The organism is Halorientalis marina, assembly GCF_023028345.1.
In the GTDB taxonomy this organism is placed as follows: domain Archaea; phylum Halobacteriota; class Halobacteria; order Halobacteriales; family Haloarculaceae; genus Halorientalis; species Halorientalis marina.
Genome location: NZ_CP095487.1, coordinates 197,668 through 213,260 on the forward strand (window position 1 = coordinate 197,668; position 15,593 = coordinate 213,260).

Below are 15,593 nucleotides of genomic sequence, written 5' to 3' on the forward strand. Positions count from 1 at the left end.
CGCCCCACCACTCGCTTCGCCGCCACGCCTCGGTCGCGTCAGTGGAGCCGCCCTTCCCGCACGTCGTCGTCGTGTGCGAACAGCGCGTAGCCGACCTCGGCGGGGGTGTAGCTCGTTTCGGTAGCGATCTCCCGGATGGGTTCGATCATCGTCACGTAGTCCGCGGCGTCGAACGACTCCTTCCGGCCGTCGAGGTAGCCGAGCCGGTCGAGGCTCGCCCAGACCCGCGTGTCGACGACGGCGTGGCGCTCCGGGTCCAGTGCCGCCAGGATGCAGGAGGCCGTCGGCGCCTTGAACCCGCTGAGGCCGGTCAGTAACTGGAGTTTCGAGAAATCGCCCGTCACCGCGAGGACGTTCTCGGTCACCTCCCGACAGCGCTCGGGCGGATTCGTCTCGACGTGGTAGGCGCTCCGCGTCGAGGACTCGTAGGCGATGTCGTACAGCTGGTCCCGCGTCAGGTGGCCCTGCTCGCGGTACGCCTCGCCGAACTCGGCCAGCCGCTCGGGCAGGACGCCCTGTGTCTCCTCGTAGTAGTCGAGGTACTCCGCGACGAACTCCTCCATGCCGGGGCCGTCGGGCGCCCCGACTAACTGCGTTGTGCTCCGGTGTGGCGGGGCGAGGTCGCCGGTCGACTCCGTCGCTACGAGCGACGGGGAACCGAAGCGTTGAACGGTCGGCTGGGCGATACCGGGGATATGACACGGACTGGCGGGTGGTCACCGTGAGCACGGAGACGGAGAACGTCGAACTCGTCGGGGAGGACGTCGTCGTGAACGTGGGCAGGGCGGCGCTGTTCGCGGCGCTGGTCGGGGCGTTCGCGTACGTGAGCTTCCCCAACCCCTTCTCGCCGGCGCCGGTGACGTTACAGGTGCTCGGCGTCTTCCTCGCGGGCATCTTCCTGGGCCCGCTGTGGGGCGGGGCCTCGCTCGTGCTCTACCTCGCGGCGGGCGCGGTCGGCGCGCCGATCTTCCAGGGTGGCTCCGCGGGCTTTGGCGCGCTCGTCGGGTCGACCGCCGGCTACCTCTGGTCGTACCCCATCGCGGCGGCGGCCGTCGGCCTCCTCGTCCACGGCGGTCTCCGACTGGGTGACCCCCGGGAGGCCGGCCTCGTCAGGCTGGTCGTCGCGATGGTCGTCGGCACGGCCGTCATCTACGTGTTCGGCATCGCCGGGTTCGTCGTCGTCCTCGGGATGGGCGTCGTCGAGGCCTTCTTCGTCGGCGCCGCGGCGTTCATCCCCGCCGAGGCGTTCAAGATCGCCGCCGCGGTCGGCATCGTCCGCAACGACGACCTGATGGCGGAGTGATGATCGAGACGCGCGCGCTCGGCCACCGCTACGGCGACGACCCCGTCCTCGACGGCGTGGACCTGACCATCGCGGACGGCGAGTTCGTCCTCCTGGTCGGTCCCAACGGCGCGGGCAAGACGACCCTCGTCCGCCACTTCAACGGCCTGCTCGAACCGGATTCGGGCGAGGTCCTGGTCGACGACCGCCCGGTCGCCGACGACCTCGTCGCCGCCCGGACCGCCGTCGGGATGGTGTTCCAGGACCCGCGCGACGGGTTCGTGGCCGCCACCGTCCGCGCCGACGTGGCCTTCGGCCCCGAGAACCTGGGCCTGCCCCGCGAAGCCATCGACGAGCGCGTGACCGACGCGCTCGAAACCGTCGGGCTGGCGGGCCGCGGTGACGAGCGCATCGACCGGCTCTCCGGGGGCGAGCAGGCCCGCGTCGCCATCGCGGGCGCGCTGGCGATGGCCCCCGACCACCTCGTACTCGACGAGCCGCTCGCCAGCCTCGACTATCCCGCCCGCGAGTCCGTCGTCGACCGCCTGGCCGCGCTCAAGGGCAACGGCACCGGTGTCGTCGTCGTCACCCACGACCTCCGGGACCTGGCCGACCTCGCCGACCGCGTCGTCGTGATGGCGGACGGCGCGGTGGTGCGGGACGGCCCGCCCGACGCGGTCCGCGCGGACCTCCCCGAGTACGGCGTCCGGCCATGCTGAGGTACGACCCGGGTGCGTCGCCCGCCCACCGGCTCGACCCCCGGTCGAAACTCTGTTTCCAGTTCGGGTTCGCCGCGGCCGCGTTCGCCCACACGACCCCGCGGGGGCTGGCCGTGCTCACCGGGGTCACGCTCGCGGCCCTGGGCGCCGCGCGGACCTCGCCGCTCGCGGCCGCGGTCGACCTCCGCGTCGCCCTGCCCTTCCTCGTCGCCGCGCCGCTTTTGGAGGGGCTGACCCTGGGGCCGCCGTGGTTCTCGGTGGCCGAAGCGCGGTTCCCGGCGCTGGCGAGCTACCGCGTCCTCCTGCTGCTGTTCGTCAGTGCTGCCTACGTCCGCACGACGCCGGTCCGGGAGTCGCGGGCGGCGATCCAGTGGCTCGTCCCCGGCAAACCCGGCCAGTTCCTGGCGACCGGCGTCGCGCTCGTCTTCCGCTTCCTGCCGGTCCTCCGGGACGACCTCCTGCGCGCCCGCGAGGCCATGCAGGCCCGCCTCGGCACCGAGCGGCCGCTCGCCGAGCGGATGCGTCTCGTCGCCACCGCGGGCCTCCGCCGGGCTTTCGCCCGCTCGGACACCCTCGCGCTCGCGCTCCGGGCCCGCTGTTTCGCGTGGAACCCGACGCTCCCGCCGCTCGCGTTCGCCGCCCGCGACCTCCCGGTACTGCTTTTCGCTCTCGGTCTCGTGGCGTCCGTGGCGCTCTGACGGGCGGCCGTGCGCGGCGACCGCGTCCCGGCCGCTCGTTAAGTGTCCAGAGCGCGTACGACCGACCATGTCAGAATCCGCCCCAGGCCCGTCCGCTCGCCCCGTCGATCTCGACGACGCGGCCGCGCTGGACGAGTTCGTCGCCGACACCGACCTCGCGCTCGTGGAGTTCTACACGGACGGGTGTACGATCTGTGGGAGCATGGAGCCGGTCCTGGGGAACGTCGCCCGCGCGACCGACGCCGCGGTCGCCACGGTGAACCCCCGCGACGACCCGCCGCTGGTCGAGCGGTTCGACGTGCGGAGCGTCCCCCTGCTGGTCCTGTTCGTCGACGGCGAACCGGTCGCCCGCCGCGCGGAGGGGTTCGTCGGGACCGGCGAACTGGTGGACTGGATCGACGCCGAAACCGCGTGAATCGGAAACCCCGAGGCCCTTACTCCGGCACCGGCGGTGCCTCGGTGACGCTGTGCTGGCCCGCGTGGTCTGCCAGCCAGGTCCGGTAGGCCGTCTCGTTGACGACCGTGACGGTCGCGCGCATCCGGGAGTGGCCGACGCCACAGAGTTCGGTACAGTAGGCGCGGTGCTCGCCGAACCGCGTGGCGTTCGTCCGAATCCGGGTGTACTCCCCGGGGAAGAGGTCCTTCTTGACGCCGAGCCGCGGGACGAACAGGGCGTGGAGGGTGTCCGCCGAGGTCATGTTCAGCGTGACGCTGCGGTTCGCGGGAATCACCAACTCGTTCCGCGTCGTGACGTTCGCCTCGGGGTAGGTGAACTGCCAGCCGTAGCGGTAGCCGGTGACCTGGACGCGCTCGTCGTCGCCGTCGACGGTCGCAGCGGCCTGCCCCGGCGAGATGTACGGGTTCGTGAGGACGACGTAGGCCGAGAGGCCGACGAAAAGCAGGACGATCGCCGTCGCGATGGTCCAGGTGAGTTCCAGCGAGGGCACGTCGATGGTCGGTTTCGGGTCGTCGTTGCCGGAGAAGCGGACGACGGCGTAGACGAGGATGACCTCGACGAACACCGTCAGCGGGAGCGCGACGTACAGCAGCTGGGTGTTGAGTTCGTCGATGAGGTTCCGGTTGACCGACTGGGCGGCCGCCGGGCTGGACGCCAGCCAGACGAGCGCGACCAGCGAACAGCCGGCCAGGGCGACACGGCGGAGCCGCATTATCCGACCCCACACGAGACGGGAATAAATAACCCCTGACTCGGTCCCGTCGTGTTCATTTCGGTCGTATCCCGGCCGATTTAAGACACCGCCCGCGCACGAGGCGAGTATGTTGGAACCGCGAGCCGTCCCCCGACGGCGGTGGTGGGACGCATGAACCGGGGTGCGGCCGAACTGACGGCACTCGTCGCCCTCCTCGCCGCCGTCCTCCTGTTCGTCCGCCGGGCGCGCCGGGCGGGGGCCGACGCCCGCGCGGACGGCGGGTACGGACACGACCGGTCCATCTTCGACCCCTCGTTTCTCTACGAACAGCTGGTGCGGTGGACGACCACCGTCGACCACAAGGAGATCGGTATCCTCTACATCGTCTTCGGGACCGTCGCCGCGCTGTGGGGCGGCGTCGACGCCATGATGCTCCGCACCGAACTGCTGACGCCCGCCGCGGACATCTGGACCGAGCGCACCTACAACGCCCTCTTTACCGAGCACGGCATCACGATGCTGATTTTCTTCGTCCTCCCCGTCTTCTTCGGCATCGGGAACTACTTCATCCCGCTCCTGGTCGGCGCCGAGGACATGGCCTTCCCCCGCCTGAACGCCATCGGCTTCTGGTTGCTCCCGCCGGCGCTCCTCCTGGCCCGCTTCGGCCTGTTCGCCCAGATTTTCGCGCAGGTGCTGGGCGCGGTCACCTCCGGCCCGCTCGTGGCCTTCTTCCAGGCGCTGGAGGAACCGGGCATCGGCTGGACGATGTACACGCCGCTGTCGACGACGCAGGGCAACCCACAGATCGATTTCCTGCTGCTGGGGCTTCACCTCTCGGGGATCGCGACGACCATCGGCGCGATCAACTTCGTCGTCACCATCTTCCACGAACGCGACGAGTCGGTCTCCTGGGCCGACCTCGACATCTTCTCGTGGAACATCCTCACCACGAGCGCGATCGCCCTCTTTGCCTTCCCCCTGCTCGGGAGTGCCCTCGTCATGCTGTTGATGGACCGGAACCTCGGGACGACGTTCTACGCGGTGGAGGGCGGCAGCCCCATCCTCTGGCAACACCTGTTCTGGTTCTGGGGGCACCCGGAGGTGTACATCCTCTTTCTCCCGGCGACGGGGCTGATGAGCACCATCCTCCCGAAGTTCGTCGGCCGGAAACTGTTCGGCTTCCGCTACATCGTCTACTCGACGCTCGCCATCGCCGTCATGAGTTTCGGCGTCTGGGCCCACCACATGTTCACGACGGCGCTCGACCCGCGGCTCCGGGCGAGTTTCATGGCGATCTCCATCGCCATCGCCGTCCCCTCGGCCATCAAGATATTCAACTGGATCACGACGATCTGGGACGGGCGGATTCGCATGACGGCACCGGGTATCCTCTGTATCGGCTCCATCGGGACCTTCGTCGTCGGCGGCGTCACCGGCGTCTTCCTCGCGGCCATCCCGGTCGACATCGTCTACCACGGCACCTACTACGTCGTCGGGCACTTCCACATGATCGTCGTCGGCATCATCCCGATGATGATGATCGCCGCGTCCTACTACTGGTATCCCATCCTCACCGGGCGGATGTACGACCGCCGGCTGGCGAAGTTCCAGTCCGCCCTGCTCATCGTCGGCTCGGTGGCCGCGTTCGGGACGCTCATCGTCCTCGGATTTCTCGAACTCCCGCGGCGGTACGCGAACTACCCGGCGGAGTTCGCGGGCCTCCAGCAGTTCGCCTCCGTCGGGGCCTTCCTCGTCGGCGTCGCCGCCCTGCTGTGGCTGTACAACATGCTCTGGTCGTACTGGAACGGCGACCCCGTCGAGGACGCCGACGTGTGGGACCTCAAGGAGACCGACCAGTTCACGCCCGAGTGGCAGCACTTCGAGCGCCGCCTCGAACGCGAGTACGCCATCGAGCCGACCGAACCCGACAGCGTCCGCCCCTCGAAGACGACCGACCCCGAGAAGGGGAGTCCGCAGTTCCTGCGTGACCCCCGCGGCCTCGCCCGCTCCATCGTCTCGGACACGCTCTACGGCGCGCTCGGTGGCTTTCTCGGCACCGCGCTCATGTCGGCGGTGCTCCTCTCCGGCGTCGCGGTCGGCGTCATCGACCTCGCGGCCTTCGGCGAACTCTCGGAGCTGGTCGGACTCGGTGCGAACGTCCCCATCGGCTTCGCCGTCTTCTTCCTCGGCGGAATGACCACCTGGGCCATCCTCTTTCGGGCGCTCGCGGAGTACCTGCCCGGGCGCATGCTCATCGTCACCGGGCTCTCCTACGCGACGATCATCGCCCTCGGGTTCACCATCGCCTTCTACACGGGCCAGTCCGGGCTGGAACTGCTCGGTTACCTCGTGTTCGTCTTCGTCGGCCACTGGCTGTACGGACTCGGGCTCTCGGGCGTGCTCCGGTACGCCGAGTACCGCCGCTCGCAGGCCCGGGAGGCGACATGAACACCGACGCCGTCCTCACCTACGGCGCGCCCTTCCTCGGGGCCGTCCTCCTCTCCCTTGGCATCGCCGGCGGCGTCGTCGGCGGCTACAGCGTCGTCCAGACAGAACTCGGTCTCTGTGGGAACCCCATCGTCACGGTCGAGACCGCCGAGGACACCGAGCGCCTCCAGGACGGCTACGGCGAGGGCGGCCCGACGCTCGACCGCATCCCCCTGTCGAACCTGAGCGCGGCCGAACGCGAAGCCTTCGAGGCGGCCCGCGAGGCGAGCACCCGCGAGGGCGAGGTCGACGGGGCCTTCCCCAACCGGGAGGCCATCGAGCGGGGCGTGCTCGTCACGACCGACGGCGAGGCCTACTACACGACGCTCGCGTCTGACAACGAGTGTCTCGCCGCCGACCCGCTTCTCCTGCCGCTGGGCGTCGTCGGCATCCTGCTCGGCATCGGTGGCGTCCTCACCCCGCCGCTGTACCGGTGGTACCTGGCCTTCGAGCGCCGGCAGGGCGGGGCCTGACGGACCCGACGGACTCCATCCCGTCCGGTCGCGGCCCCCTCACGCGCTGGCGGGGTCGATCCGTATCTCGACCGTCGCGCGGTCGGTGTTCCCGTCGTCGTCGGTGACGATGAGTTCGACGGCCCGCGTCGTCCCGTCGCTCGTGAAGATGTGTTCCGCGGTCGGCCCGGTCACGGGCGGCCGCATGTCCTTGAACAGCCAGATGTACTCGACGATTTCCCCGTCCGGGTCGACGGAGCCGCGCCCGTCGAACGCGACCGTCAGCGGGGCCGGCCCCCGCGTCGGCGTCGCGTCGATACGTGCCTCCGGGGGCTCCCCGACCGGAGTCTCCGTGACGTCGTCGTCGGTTCCATCGGCCGGGGTCGTCGTTTCTGACTCCGTCGGTGTGGTATCTGCCCGGGTCGTCTCTCGGCTCGTCTCTCGGCTCGTCTCCGCCGGCGTGGCGGTCCCGTCGCCGCGTGCAGTCGTGGTGGCCCCGTCCGGCGACGCGTCGTCGCTCCCGGCACAGCCGGCGGTCCCGAGGGCGCCCGCGCTGACGGCGGTCAGAACGAACTCACGACGGTCCATGGTGTCCGGTGTGTGGCGACGGCCAAGAGCGTGTCGTCCGTCCGCGTGCTACACCGTCGCGCCGACGTAAAGCACCGCGACGAGGAACAGCCAGACGGCGTCGACGAAGTGCCAGTACAGCGAGGCGGTCGCGACCGAGGTGTCGCGCTCGGCGTCGTACTGGCCCCGGAGCGCCCGCGCGAACACGACGCCGATGAAGACCACGCCGACGAGGACGTGGAAGCCGTGCAGCCCCGTCAGTCCGTAGAACCCGCTCCAGAACACCCCGCTCGTGAGCGTGAACCCCCCCTCGACGACGAACTCGTAGTACTCCAGCAACTGGCCGCCGACGAAGGTCACGCCGAGTGCGAGGGTCGCGCCGAGCAGGCCGAGGAACCGTCGGCGCTTTCCGGCTTCCAGCGACGTGTGGGCGAAATGGAGCGTGACACTGCTGGCGACGAGCAGGCCGGTGTTGACGAGCACGAGCGACCCGAGCAGGTGCGGGAGGTCGCTCGGCGGCCACGCGCCGGCCCGGACGAAAAAGTAGTAGACGAAGCCCGCGCCGAAGGTAGCCACGTCGGTCAGCAGAAAGAGGATCGTGGTGGTCCGGTAGGCGCGCTGGCGGGCCGGCGAGACACGGTGGTCCCAGTAGCCGGCGAGAAAGCCCTCGTAGACCCAGCCGGCGAGGCCGGCGACGATGCCGACCGCACCGAGGCCGACGAGCGAGAGGCCGACGACCGACGGGAGGACGCCGGCGCTGGCCGCGAGGAAGGTCAGTGCCGCACCGAAGTAGAGCGCGCCCGTGCCGATGGCGGCGACGAACGGCCAGCGGCTGCGGTGTTCCTCGTGGTCGCCGCCGTCCCCGTGGCCGTTGCCCCCCCGTCCGCGCCGTTCGTCGACGGTCGATCCCGACATCCTGGTCGGCGCTTGGCCCGAGCGAACTAAAAATCCCATCGTCACGGCCCCGCGAGCCGGGCGGCGCCGCGGCGGGGACGACCGGACACGGAGGCGACGCGGACGGCGCAATTGCTTTCGACGGCCGTAGCGGGAGAAACACATAACCACGCGCGGTCCGAACCGTATCGTATGCGTATCAGGGACAAGCCGGCGACCGGGACGCCGAGTCGCCTGCTGGGGTTCATTCTGATGATCGCGGGTGGGGTATTCCTCGGCGACTTCGCGTGGGCGCTCGCGACGTACTCGCCGTCGATAGAGGTCGCGTCGCTGACGGCCATGTCGCTGCTGGGCGCCGGAATGCTCGCCGGCGCGGTCCTGATCGGCATCGGGACCGCGGCCGTTCTCCACTCCACCGGCCATCTCGAACTCGGGGCCGACCTCGACTGGGGCGGGGAACCCGACGGCACTGACACGTAGCGAGCGGAAGCCCACCCCTTCACAGTAGTTGCTGAAGTAGGAGTGTTGCTAGTTTCCACTCCGATTCATACCGGTTCTGAGAGCCGTGCACCAGGTGCACGGCGATCTCACGTTCTGTGAGTTCGCTCGTCAACAGAGATAGCAGCCGAATCAGCAACTACTGTTCACGGGTGGGAGGAAGTCAATGAGCAGGGGATGTAAGTTCCTGGAGCGCGTCCGTTCCGTCATGAGCGAGAACCGGGGGGCCGACGCTGGGGGCGTCGTCTCACACGAGATTGCCGTCCGCTGTGTCGCGGACGACTGTGACTTCGAGCTACAGGCCGGCGTGTTCGACGCGTCCACCGTCGATGCGTTCCTCCCGTCGGTCCGCGACTGGGATACCTGTCCCGCCTGTGGCGACCACGTCGAGGAGTGGACACCCGAGTTCGCGGGCGCCGCCGCCGGTCGCCCGACTGACTGGTAACTCACGCTCCCTGCGTTTCACCCACGACCGCCTCCCGCCGGACTGCAGACTCCCGTCTCAGCGACACCGCTGACTTCCCGCACCGGTCCCGATGCCCGCCAGCACCTCGCTACACCCCAGTCACACCTGGATTCGGCAGCTACCACTTCAGTTGTTCGAAGGGGCAGACTTAAGAATTAGACGCGTCTAATTCCGGGTGAATGCTGAGCGACGTCATGGAGGACTATCTGAAGGCGATCTACGAGCTCCAGCGCGGACACGGGGCGCCGGTGGGGACCTCGAAGGTCGCGGGGTACCTGGACGTGACCTCGCCGACGGTCACGAGCATGATGGAGAAACTGGCCGACCGGGGGCTGATCGTCCGGGAGAAGTACAAGGGCGTGGAACTGACCGACGAGGGACAGACGGTGGCTATCGAGATCATCCGCCACCACCGCCTGCTGGAGGCGTTTCTGGTCGACCACCTCGACTACGAGTGGACCGACGTGCACGCGGAGGCGGACGTGCTGGAACACCACATCAGCGAGGAGTTCGAGGCGCGGATCGCCGAGCGGATGGGGGACCCGCGGGTCGATCCCCACGGTGACCCCATCCCGGGAGAAACCCTGGAGCCGCCGGCCGAGGACGACACCGCCCCGCTCTCGGCGTTCGAGGTCGGCGACCGCGTCGTCGTCGCCCGGGTCCGGGACCGCGACGAGGACGAACTCACCTACCTCTCCGACGCGGGAATCGTCCCCGGACGGACGCTCGAACTCGTCGAGAAGGCACCCATCGGGATGGTGACGGTCGTCCACGAGGACGGCCGCCAGGGCCTGCCCGAGGGCGTCGCCGAGACCATCCGGGCCCGCCCGGTGGACGGCGGAGCCGATGACGAACCCCGGACCGAGCACGAGGACGACGCGGGCCGCCCCGCGGAGGTGAGCGGTCGTGAGTGACTTCCTGACAGTCATGGTCGTCGCCATGACGGCCCAGCTAGCCGTCCTGCCCGGCGAGAAGGTCCAGTTCCTGATCTCCGGGCTGTCGACGCACTACCACCCCGCGGTGGTCGTCTCGGCGGCCGGGGCGTCCTTCGCCGGCTGGACCGCCCTCGAGATCTGGTTCGGGCAGGCCGTCAAGGGCGCGCTCGATCCGACCCTGCTCGACGTCCTCACCGCCGGGATGTTCCTGCTCTTTGCGTACCTGCTCTTCCGGTCGGCGCCGGCCCCGGGTCAGCCGGCGGTCGACACCGACGGCGGTATGGCGGCCATCGACGACTTCGAGCTGCCGGTCGTCGGGCAACCCCCGGAGTTCCTCGGCGGTTTCGTCCCCATCTTCGGGATGATGGCCGTCGGCGAGTTCGGCGACAAGACCCAGCTGGTGACGATCAGCCTCGCGCTCCAGTACGGTGCGAACCCGGCCATCTGGGTCGGCGAGATGCTCGCCATCATCCCGGTGAGCATCGCAAACGCCGTGTTCTTCTACCGCTTCGCCCAGGACTTCGACGTGCGGAAGGCCCACTTCTTCGGCGCCGGCCTCTTTGCCTTCTTCGGGCTCGATACGGTCCTGTCGCTGACCGTGGGCTACTCGATCTGGGAGCACCTCGTCGGTGCGATCAGCACCGCTCTCGTGGGGCTCGTCTAGAAGTCCTCGGGCCGTTGCATCGCGCCGTACGCGAGCGAGACGACCGACAGCGCCACGACGCCGACGACGCCGAGCAGGTCACGGTTGGTCGCCAGCGCGGCCGCCGTGCCGACGGTCAACACGACGATGAGGACCGGATAGACGTACGCCTCGGGGAGGGCTGCCAGCGCGGCGGCCGAGCGGTCCCGGAGCATACTCCCACGTCTCTGGCCGACCCATATGTGTCCTGTCCTATCTTTCAGAGGGGTTCGACACGAAACCGACGGGCGGTCAGAGCGCCGTCACTGTCCCCGAAATCCCCTGCCGATTTATTACGACCGGTGACCTATCGGCCTGCGTGAATGACTGCGTACGACGACGTGCAGGCGACGGTCGCGGGGTCGGCCTTTCACGAGTGGATCGCCTTCACTAACCGGGGAACCTGGACGTACCAGCCGGACGTGAACCTCCGGATCAGCCGCGAGGAACAGATCGACAGCCGCTACCAGATGCCCTGGACCAACCAGATTCAGGGCGGGAACGCCCGCTTTGGCTACTACGTCTACTACGGGTCCTCCCCGGTCGAGTACCACGTCGTCGTCAGCGTCGACGACGGCCGGGCGCACATCCCCGAGCCACGGGAGTCACAGGACGACGGGTCCTTCTCCATCTCGGCGTACGAGGCGACGCTCGGCCGTATCGTCACCGGCGACGCCGAGACGTTCAACGCCTACCTCAACCGGACGAACGTCTCGATCCGCTGATCGGGGTGGTCGGGCGCTACCCGAGGCGGTCGACGATCTCGCTGCCCTCGACGTAGGGGATGCCGGTCCGCTCGCCGTATGCCTGCGCGGCGGCGGGCGGGAGTGCCTCGCCTGTCTCGTCGTCGAGCATCTCACAGACCACGACTGCGGGGGCCTGGTCGGTGGCCGCCGCGAGCGAGATCCCGAGTTCGGTGTGGCCGAGTCGGTCCCCCAGCAGGTCCGGCGCGGCCTTGAGGACGTGGACGTGGCCGGGCGTGCGGAACTCGGCGGCGAAGTCGGTCGCGTCGGGGGCGGCGGCGGCCCGGCCGAGTTCCGTGATGGTGCGGGCGCGGTCCTCGTCGGTGATGCCGGTGAACGTCTCGCGGTGGTTGACGGTCAGCGAGAACGATGACCGCTCGTCGTACGCGAGGTCGTGGTCGGCGGCCGCCGGGTGGTCGACGACGTCCTGGATGAACGGGAGGTCGAACGCCTCCGCGACCTCGTAGGAGAGGGCCGTACAGACCAGGCCGCCGGCGTCGTTGCGCATCCGGGCGACGGCCGCGGGCGTCACCGCCGCGGCCGGATAGATCAGGTCCGTCTCGCCCTCCCGGTCGGCGGCGTCGTGGACGAGCACGGGCTCGCCGGCCCGGAACGCTGCCAGTGCCGCGTCGATACCGCTCGTAGTTCGTTGCATGTTATCGCTCCGTGACATCGACGGTCACCTCGTCGCCGTCCTCGAGTCCGAGTTCGTCCCGGAGCTTGTCCGGGGCGATCACTTCCAGCTGATCCTCGTCGTGGTGGGTCCGCTCGGGCGTGATGACGTGGGCGGGCTCGTAGATGCTGTCGCCCGACGCGACCGTCGCCGGGTAGCAGTACGCCGGCCCGTAGGTTCGTTCGTCGTCCTCCCAGCCCTCGATCTGGACCGGTTCGAGCGCGGCCACGCCGGCGCGAGCGCGGACGCTCTCGGCGGTCAAATCCACGTTCAGCGTCCCCGCGAACGGTTCGTAGCCGAGCTTGTCGATGAACTGCTCCATGTAGCCCGGCAGGGAAATGTAGTGGCGGCCCTCGCCCATGCCGCTCGTGACGAAGCCGGCGAGTTCGATGGAGGCGTCGCGCTCGAACACCCGGCGGTAGTCGGCGTACTCCCGGCGCAGGGCCGACTCGCCTGCGGGCGTGATCTCGACCCACTGCCCGTCGCTGACGATCTCCCGCTCGACGTAGCCCTCGTCGTCGAGTCCCTGCAGGCGTCGCGACGCGGTCTGGTTCGAGGCGTCCAGGTCGGCGGCCAGCGCCGAACACGACACCTTCTGCTGACCCTCGATGGCCCCCTCGAGCGCCAGCAGCTTCAGCGTCGCCAGTTCGTCGTGGCCCACCGTTCGCCCCGTCGTCTGTGCCATACCCGACGGTAAGGGACTGTCGCGGATAAGCGTACCGAATATGAGATGCGTAACGGATTTGGAACGCAAAGGAACGGAACCGACGTTTCCTACTCGAAGACGATGGGGCGGCCGCCTAAAGGTGTTGCCTCGAACGCGTTCGGTCGCCGGGGTCGGCGTCCTGCGGCCGGCCCCCGACGTCCGGTCGTCGGCGGTTCCGGCGGCCGATCAGCCCCGGACGACCGTCCCGCGGGGTTCGTACTCCATCTCGGTGCGGACGCGGTCGGCGACTTCCTCGCCGAACTCGCGCTCGACGAGGTAGACGGCCAGGTCGAGTCCCGAGGTCACCCCGCCCGCGGTCAGCACGTCGCCGTCGTCGACGACGCGTGCGTCGACCACCTCGGCGGCCGTCTCGCGGAGGTCGTCGAGCGCTCCGCCGTGGGTCACGGCCGGCCGCCCGTCGAGGACGCCGGCCCGCGCCAGCAACATCCCGCCGGTACAGACGCCAGCGACGGTGACGCCGGCGCCGTGCAGGTCGGCGGCGGCCTCGGGAATCGTTCCCCGCTCGGCTTCGGCCCACGCGCCCGCGGCGCTCCGGTCGTTCCAGCCACCGCCCGGGACCACGAGCAGGTCCGGGTCGGCGTCCGAGAGGACGCCGTCCGGTTCGATCCGGAGGTCGTGGCTCGCCGTCACGCGGTCGGTCGCCTCGATGGTCCGGAGCGTCACCGAACAGTCCGCGCCCGCGTCGGCGGCGTTCCGAAACACCTCGTAGGGGCCGATGGCGTCCAGTTCGTCGAAGCCGTCGTAGACGACGATGGCGATGTCCATGGCCCCTCGTCTGCGCGCGGGGACAAAACGGTTCGGCCGCCGCGTGCGTCAGTCGCCAGCGCCGACCGATTCACGGCTCGGCCGCCGTTGTCGGCCTCACTGGGTGCATCAGTCGCGAAGCGGCGACCGCCTCGCTGCTCGGGACACTGTGTGCCCCTCGCTGGGCGAGTCAGTCGCCGGTGACCGGGTCCCGCTCCCAGAACTCGGAATCCTTCTTCAGTTTCGGGACCCAGGTGTCCTCGGTCTTCGAGAGCAGCGCCACCCGCGAGGGCGGGACGCCCTTCAGCACGTCGTGGTCGGGCATATGCTCCATGACTTCCTCGGCGAACTCGAGGACGCGTTCGTGTTCGGGCATCGAATCCCGGTCCAGCCGGCCCCGCGAGTGGCCGACGTGCATGTACGCCTTCAGTTCGACGAAATCGGGCTTCGCGCGCTGGAACATCGACGCGAACCACTCTGGGTGGTCCATGTTCAGCCCCTCGATGCAGGTCGTCCGCAGGACCGTGCGGGTCTCCTCCTTCTCGGCGAGGACGTCCAGGGTGTCGATGAGGCGGTCCCAGGCGTCGCCCTCGACGGCTTTGACGACCTCGTCGAAGGTTTTCCGGTCGGCGGCGTCGACGCTGACGTACAGCTGGGTGGGGTCACACTCGGCCAGCACCTCCGGGCGGGTGCCGTTCGAGACGAGGAAGGTGGTGATGTCGCGGTCGTGGAACTCCTCGATGAGTTCCGGGAGGTAGGGATAGAGGGAGGGCTCGCCGTCGAGCGAGATGGCGACGTGGCGGGGTTCCATCGCCTCCTCGAACACCTCGTCGGGGACCTCGTCGTTGCCGCCGAAGCCGGAGAGCAACTTCTTCTGGAGTTGCAGGGAGGCGTCGGCGACGGCGGCGGGGTCGTCCCACTCCACGTCGTCCATCTCGTAGGCGTGGCCCTGGTGGTCCCGCCAGCAGAAGACACACCGCTCGTTGCACTTGACGACCGGCGTCATCTGGATACACCGGTGGGACTCGATCCCGTACCAGACGTTCTTGTAACACCGCCCCTCCCCGCGCATCGCGTTTTTCGTCCAGCCACACGTCTGGACGGCCGTGTGATCCTCGCTGTGGTAGTTCGGGTCCGACACCTGCTTTGGCCCGTCGTCCCCGCCCCCGGACTCGCTGTCGCTCATACCCACTCTTTCGACGAGCCAGCGTCAAAAGCCCCCGGTGTCCGCCCGCGCCCCACCTCACTGTCAAGAGTGGATTTACGAACCACTATTCTACAAAGCATTAAAATACGAATGTGGTATTAGAGGCCCAAAACAGAAATGATTGACTGAACACGAAGACTTTTATCGTATGTTTCGCAAGTATAGGTATGTCATTGACAACCCCTGACACGGAAGGGGGTAGCGCTGACGACGTCGAGGGCGTCACCGTCACGGTCCATCTGCGGTCGGCCCCGTCGACGCCGGCGGTACGGCGACAGGAGGTCGTGCTCGACCGGCTCCGGGAGCTCGAAGAGCACGACGTGGTCCCGGACCTCACCATCGAACGCTGGAGCGCGCAGGTCTCGGTGCCGGTCCAGGCCGGTGACAGCGACGCCGGTGCCGTCGAGTTGTTCGAGGAGTTCGAGGCGGCAGCCGACGAGGCAGGCCTCCGGCTCGAACCGTTCTTCGAATCGCGCGAGGCCGTCGGCGGCCTGCTCTCGTCGGGCCCCTCGGCCTCGCGGATCATCGTCTTTCCGGTGATCTGTCTCACGATCCGCCGTGACGGTGACCTCACCGGACTGTACCCCTGCTGGAACGACGGCGTCCACCAGAGCATCGAGGACGGGCTCGGTGCGCTCGCGGACGGCGACGCCGCCGAGAACCTCTGA

21 protein-coding genes are annotated in these 15,593 nt (G+C 68.9%); 12 read left to right on the plus strand and 9 right to left on the minus strand.

Annotation, left to right across the window (positions count from 1 at the left end; all coding sequences use genetic code 11):
* Positions 1–38: 38 nt before the first annotated feature.
* The gene (locus tag MUG96_RS01090) at positions 39–563 is read right to left on the minus strand and encodes a hypothetical protein (RefSeq protein WP_246985729.1); all 525 of its coding nucleotides are present in this window, start codon (positions 561–563) and stop codon (positions 39–41) included.
* A gap of 158 nt (positions 564–721) precedes the next feature.
* Between MUG96_RS01090 and MUG96_RS01095 the strand changes: the two genes are divergently transcribed.
* The 4 genes from MUG96_RS01095 (at position 722) to MUG96_RS01110 (ending at position 3,114) form a co-directional block, all read left to right on the plus strand.
* The gene (locus MUG96_RS01095; protein WP_246985730.1) at positions 722–1,303 is read left to right on the plus strand and encodes a biotin transporter BioY; all 582 of its coding nucleotides are present in this window, start codon (positions 722–724) and stop codon (positions 1,301–1,303) included.
* Positions 1,303–2,001, plus strand: coding sequence for an energy-coupling factor ABC transporter ATP-binding protein (locus tag MUG96_RS01100; protein WP_246985732.1), 699 nt, complete (start codon positions 1,303–1,305; stop codon positions 1,999–2,001). Before MUG96_RS01095 ends, MUG96_RS01100 begins: the two co-directional genes overlap by 1 nt.
* Positions 1,995–2,699 carry an energy-coupling factor transporter transmembrane component T family protein gene (locus MUG96_RS01105; RefSeq protein ID WP_246985734.1) on the plus strand — a complete coding sequence of 235 codons (705 nt, stop codon included), beginning with the start codon at positions 1,995–1,997 and terminating at the stop codon, positions 2,697–2,699. The genes MUG96_RS01100 and MUG96_RS01105 overlap by 7 nt, the downstream gene beginning before the upstream one ends.
* A gap of 67 nt (positions 2,700–2,766) precedes the next feature.
* A complete protein-coding gene (locus MUG96_RS01110) occupies positions 2,767–3,114 on the plus strand; it encodes a thioredoxin family protein (protein ID WP_246985736.1) in 348 nt (115 codons plus the stop codon).
* A 19-nt stretch (positions 3,115–3,133) separates the two neighbouring features.
* On the opposite strand, the gene coxB is transcribed toward MUG96_RS01110, so the two are convergent.
* Positions 3,134–3,868: a cytochrome c oxidase subunit II gene (gene coxB, locus MUG96_RS01115; RefSeq protein ID WP_246985738.1), complete on the minus strand. Its 735-nt coding sequence runs from the start codon at positions 3,866–3,868 to the stop codon at positions 3,134–3,136.
* A 153-nt stretch (positions 3,869–4,021) separates the two neighbouring features.
* On the opposite strand from coxB, the gene MUG96_RS01120 reads away from it, so the two are divergent.
* Both MUG96_RS01120 and MUG96_RS01125 read left to right on the plus strand, forming a co-directional pair.
* A complete protein-coding gene (locus MUG96_RS01120; protein WP_308220112.1) occupies positions 4,022–6,298 on the plus strand; it encodes a DUF6789 family protein in 2,277 nt (758 codons plus the stop codon).
* Positions 6,295–6,810, plus strand: a complete 516-nt coding sequence (locus tag MUG96_RS01125; RefSeq protein ID WP_246985740.1) for a DUF7979 domain-containing protein — start codon at positions 6,295–6,297, stop codon at positions 6,808–6,810. Before MUG96_RS01120 ends, MUG96_RS01125 begins: the two co-directional genes overlap by 4 nt.
* Positions 6,811–6,849: 39 nt before the next feature.
* On the opposite strand, the gene MUG96_RS01130 is transcribed toward MUG96_RS01125, so the two are convergent.
* The gene (locus MUG96_RS01130) at positions 6,850–7,377 is read right to left on the minus strand and encodes a PKD domain-containing protein (protein ID WP_246985742.1); all 528 of its coding nucleotides are present in this window, start codon (positions 7,375–7,377) and stop codon (positions 6,850–6,852) included.
* Positions 7,378–7,425: 48 nt separating this feature from the next.
* Entirely contained in the window at positions 7,426–8,271 is an 846-nt protein-coding gene (locus MUG96_RS01135; protein ID WP_246985743.1) for a cytochrome c oxidase subunit 3, read from the minus strand.
* 171 nt (positions 8,272–8,442) lie between these two features.
* Here MUG96_RS01135 and MUG96_RS01140 point away from each other — a divergent pair, with 171 nt between their 5' ends.
* From MUG96_RS01140 to MUG96_RS01155, 4 genes are all read left to right on the plus strand, one after another.
* On the plus strand, positions 8,443–8,730 hold the full coding sequence (locus MUG96_RS01140; protein WP_246985745.1) for a hypothetical protein: 288 nt from the start codon (positions 8,443–8,445) through the stop codon (positions 8,728–8,730).
* 226 nt (positions 8,731–8,956) lie between these two features.
* A complete protein-coding gene (locus MUG96_RS01145; RefSeq protein ID WP_246985747.1) occupies positions 8,957–9,193 on the plus strand; it encodes a hypothetical protein in 237 nt (78 codons plus the stop codon).
* 200 nt (positions 9,194–9,393) lie between these two features.
* On the plus strand, positions 9,394–10,128 hold the full coding sequence (locus tag MUG96_RS01150) for a metal-dependent transcriptional regulator (protein ID WP_246985749.1): 735 nt from the start codon (positions 9,394–9,396) through the stop codon (positions 10,126–10,128).
* A complete protein-coding gene (locus MUG96_RS01155; protein ID WP_246985751.1) occupies positions 10,121–10,813 on the plus strand; it encodes a TMEM165/GDT1 family protein in 693 nt (230 codons plus the stop codon). Before MUG96_RS01150 ends, MUG96_RS01155 begins: the two co-directional genes overlap by 8 nt.
* On the opposite strand, the gene MUG96_RS01160 is transcribed toward MUG96_RS01155, so the two are convergent.
* Positions 10,810–11,007, minus strand: a complete 198-nt coding sequence (locus MUG96_RS01160) for a hypothetical protein (protein WP_246985753.1) — start codon at positions 11,005–11,007, stop codon at positions 10,810–10,812. The genes MUG96_RS01155 and MUG96_RS01160 overlap by 4 nt on opposite strands.
* 147 nt (positions 11,008–11,154) lie before the next feature.
* On the opposite strand from MUG96_RS01160, the gene MUG96_RS01165 reads away from it, so the two are divergent.
* Positions 11,155–11,556, plus strand: coding sequence for a hypothetical protein (locus MUG96_RS01165; RefSeq protein WP_246985755.1), 402 nt, complete (start codon positions 11,155–11,157; stop codon positions 11,554–11,556).
* A 16-nt stretch (positions 11,557–11,572) separates the two neighbouring features.
* On the opposite strand, the gene ribB is transcribed toward MUG96_RS01165, so the two are convergent.
* The 4 genes from ribB to twy1 all read right to left on the minus strand — a co-directional run bounded on the left by ribB (position 11,573) and on the right by twy1 (position 14,904).
* Positions 11,573–12,247 carry a 3,4-dihydroxy-2-butanone-4-phosphate synthase gene (gene ribB, locus MUG96_RS01170; RefSeq protein ID WP_246985757.1) on the minus strand — a complete coding sequence of 225 codons (675 nt, stop codon included), beginning with the start codon at positions 12,245–12,247 and terminating at the stop codon, positions 11,573–11,575.
* Positions 12,231–12,932, minus strand: coding sequence for a DUF120 domain-containing protein (locus tag MUG96_RS01175; protein ID WP_246985758.1), 702 nt, complete (start codon positions 12,930–12,932; stop codon positions 12,231–12,233). The genes ribB and MUG96_RS01175 overlap by 17 nt, the downstream gene beginning before the upstream one ends.
* A gap of 207 nt (positions 12,933–13,139) precedes the next feature.
* A complete protein-coding gene (locus tag MUG96_RS01180) occupies positions 13,140–13,739 on the minus strand; it encodes a DJ-1/PfpI family protein (protein WP_246985759.1) in 600 nt (199 codons plus the stop codon).
* A gap of 169 nt (positions 13,740–13,908) precedes the next feature.
* Positions 13,909–14,904: a 4-demethylwyosine synthase TYW1 gene (gene twy1, locus MUG96_RS01185; protein ID WP_246985760.1), complete on the minus strand. Its 996-nt coding sequence runs from the start codon at positions 14,902–14,904 to the stop codon at positions 13,909–13,911.
* A gap of 188 nt (positions 14,905–15,092) precedes the next feature.
* Between twy1 and MUG96_RS01190 the strand changes: the two genes are divergently transcribed.
* Positions 15,093–15,593, plus strand: a complete 501-nt coding sequence (locus MUG96_RS01190) for an HTH domain-containing protein (protein ID WP_246985761.1) — start codon at positions 15,093–15,095, stop codon at positions 15,591–15,593.

Coding starts and splice junctions, on each gene's coding strand:
- MUG96_RS01090 (WP_246985729.1), bottom strand. CDS start 563: ATGGAGGAGTTCGTCGCGGAGTACCTCGACTACTACGAGGAGACACAG.
- MUG96_RS01100 (WP_246985732.1), top strand. CDS start 1,303: ATGATCGAGACGCGCGCGCTCGGCCACCGCTACGGCGACGACCCCGTC.
- MUG96_RS01105 (WP_246985734.1), top strand. CDS start 1,995: ATGCTGAGGTACGACCCGGGTGCGTCGCCCGCCCACCGGCTCGACCCC.
- MUG96_RS01110 (WP_246985736.1), top strand. CDS start 2,767: ATGTCAGAATCCGCCCCAGGCCCGTCCGCTCGCCCCGTCGATCTCGAC.
- coxB (WP_246985738.1), bottom strand. CDS start 3,868: ATGCGGCTCCGCCGTGTCGCCCTGGCCGGCTGTTCGCTGGTCGCGCTC.
- MUG96_RS01120 (WP_308220112.1), top strand. CDS start 4,022: ATGAACCGGGGTGCGGCCGAACTGACGGCACTCGTCGCCCTCCTCGCC.
- MUG96_RS01125 (WP_246985740.1), top strand. CDS start 6,295: ATGAACACCGACGCCGTCCTCACCTACGGCGCGCCCTTCCTCGGGGCC.
- MUG96_RS01130 (WP_246985742.1), bottom strand. CDS start 7,377: ATGGACCGTCGTGAGTTCGTTCTGACCGCCGTCAGCGCGGGCGCCCTC.
- MUG96_RS01135 (WP_246985743.1), bottom strand. CDS start 8,271: ATGTCGGGATCGACCGTCGACGAACGGCGCGGACGGGGGGGCAACGGC.
- MUG96_RS01140 (WP_246985745.1), top strand. CDS start 8,443: ATGCGTATCAGGGACAAGCCGGCGACCGGGACGCCGAGTCGCCTGCTG.
- MUG96_RS01145 (WP_246985747.1), top strand. CDS start 8,957: ATGAGCGAGAACCGGGGGGCCGACGCTGGGGGCGTCGTCTCACACGAG.
- MUG96_RS01150 (WP_246985749.1), top strand. CDS start 9,394: ATGCTGAGCGACGTCATGGAGGACTATCTGAAGGCGATCTACGAGCTC.
- MUG96_RS01160 (WP_246985753.1), bottom strand. CDS start 11,007: ATGCTCCGGGACCGCTCGGCCGCCGCGCTGGCAGCCCTCCCCGAGGCG.
- MUG96_RS01165 (WP_246985755.1), top strand. CDS start 11,155: ATGACTGCGTACGACGACGTGCAGGCGACGGTCGCGGGGTCGGCCTTT.
- ribB (WP_246985757.1), bottom strand. CDS start 12,247: ATGTCACGGAGCGATAACATGCAACGAACTACGAGCGGTATCGACGCG.
- MUG96_RS01175 (WP_246985758.1), bottom strand. CDS start 12,932: ATGGCACAGACGACGGGGCGAACGGTGGGCCACGACGAACTGGCGACG.
- MUG96_RS01180 (WP_246985759.1), bottom strand. CDS start 13,739: ATGGACATCGCCATCGTCGTCTACGACGGCTTCGACGAACTGGACGCC.
- twy1 (WP_246985760.1), bottom strand. CDS start 14,904: ATGAGCGACAGCGAGTCCGGGGGCGGGGACGACGGGCCAAAGCAGGTG.
- MUG96_RS01190 (WP_246985761.1), top strand. CDS start 15,093: ATGTCATTGACAACCCCTGACACGGAAGGGGGTAGCGCTGACGACGTC.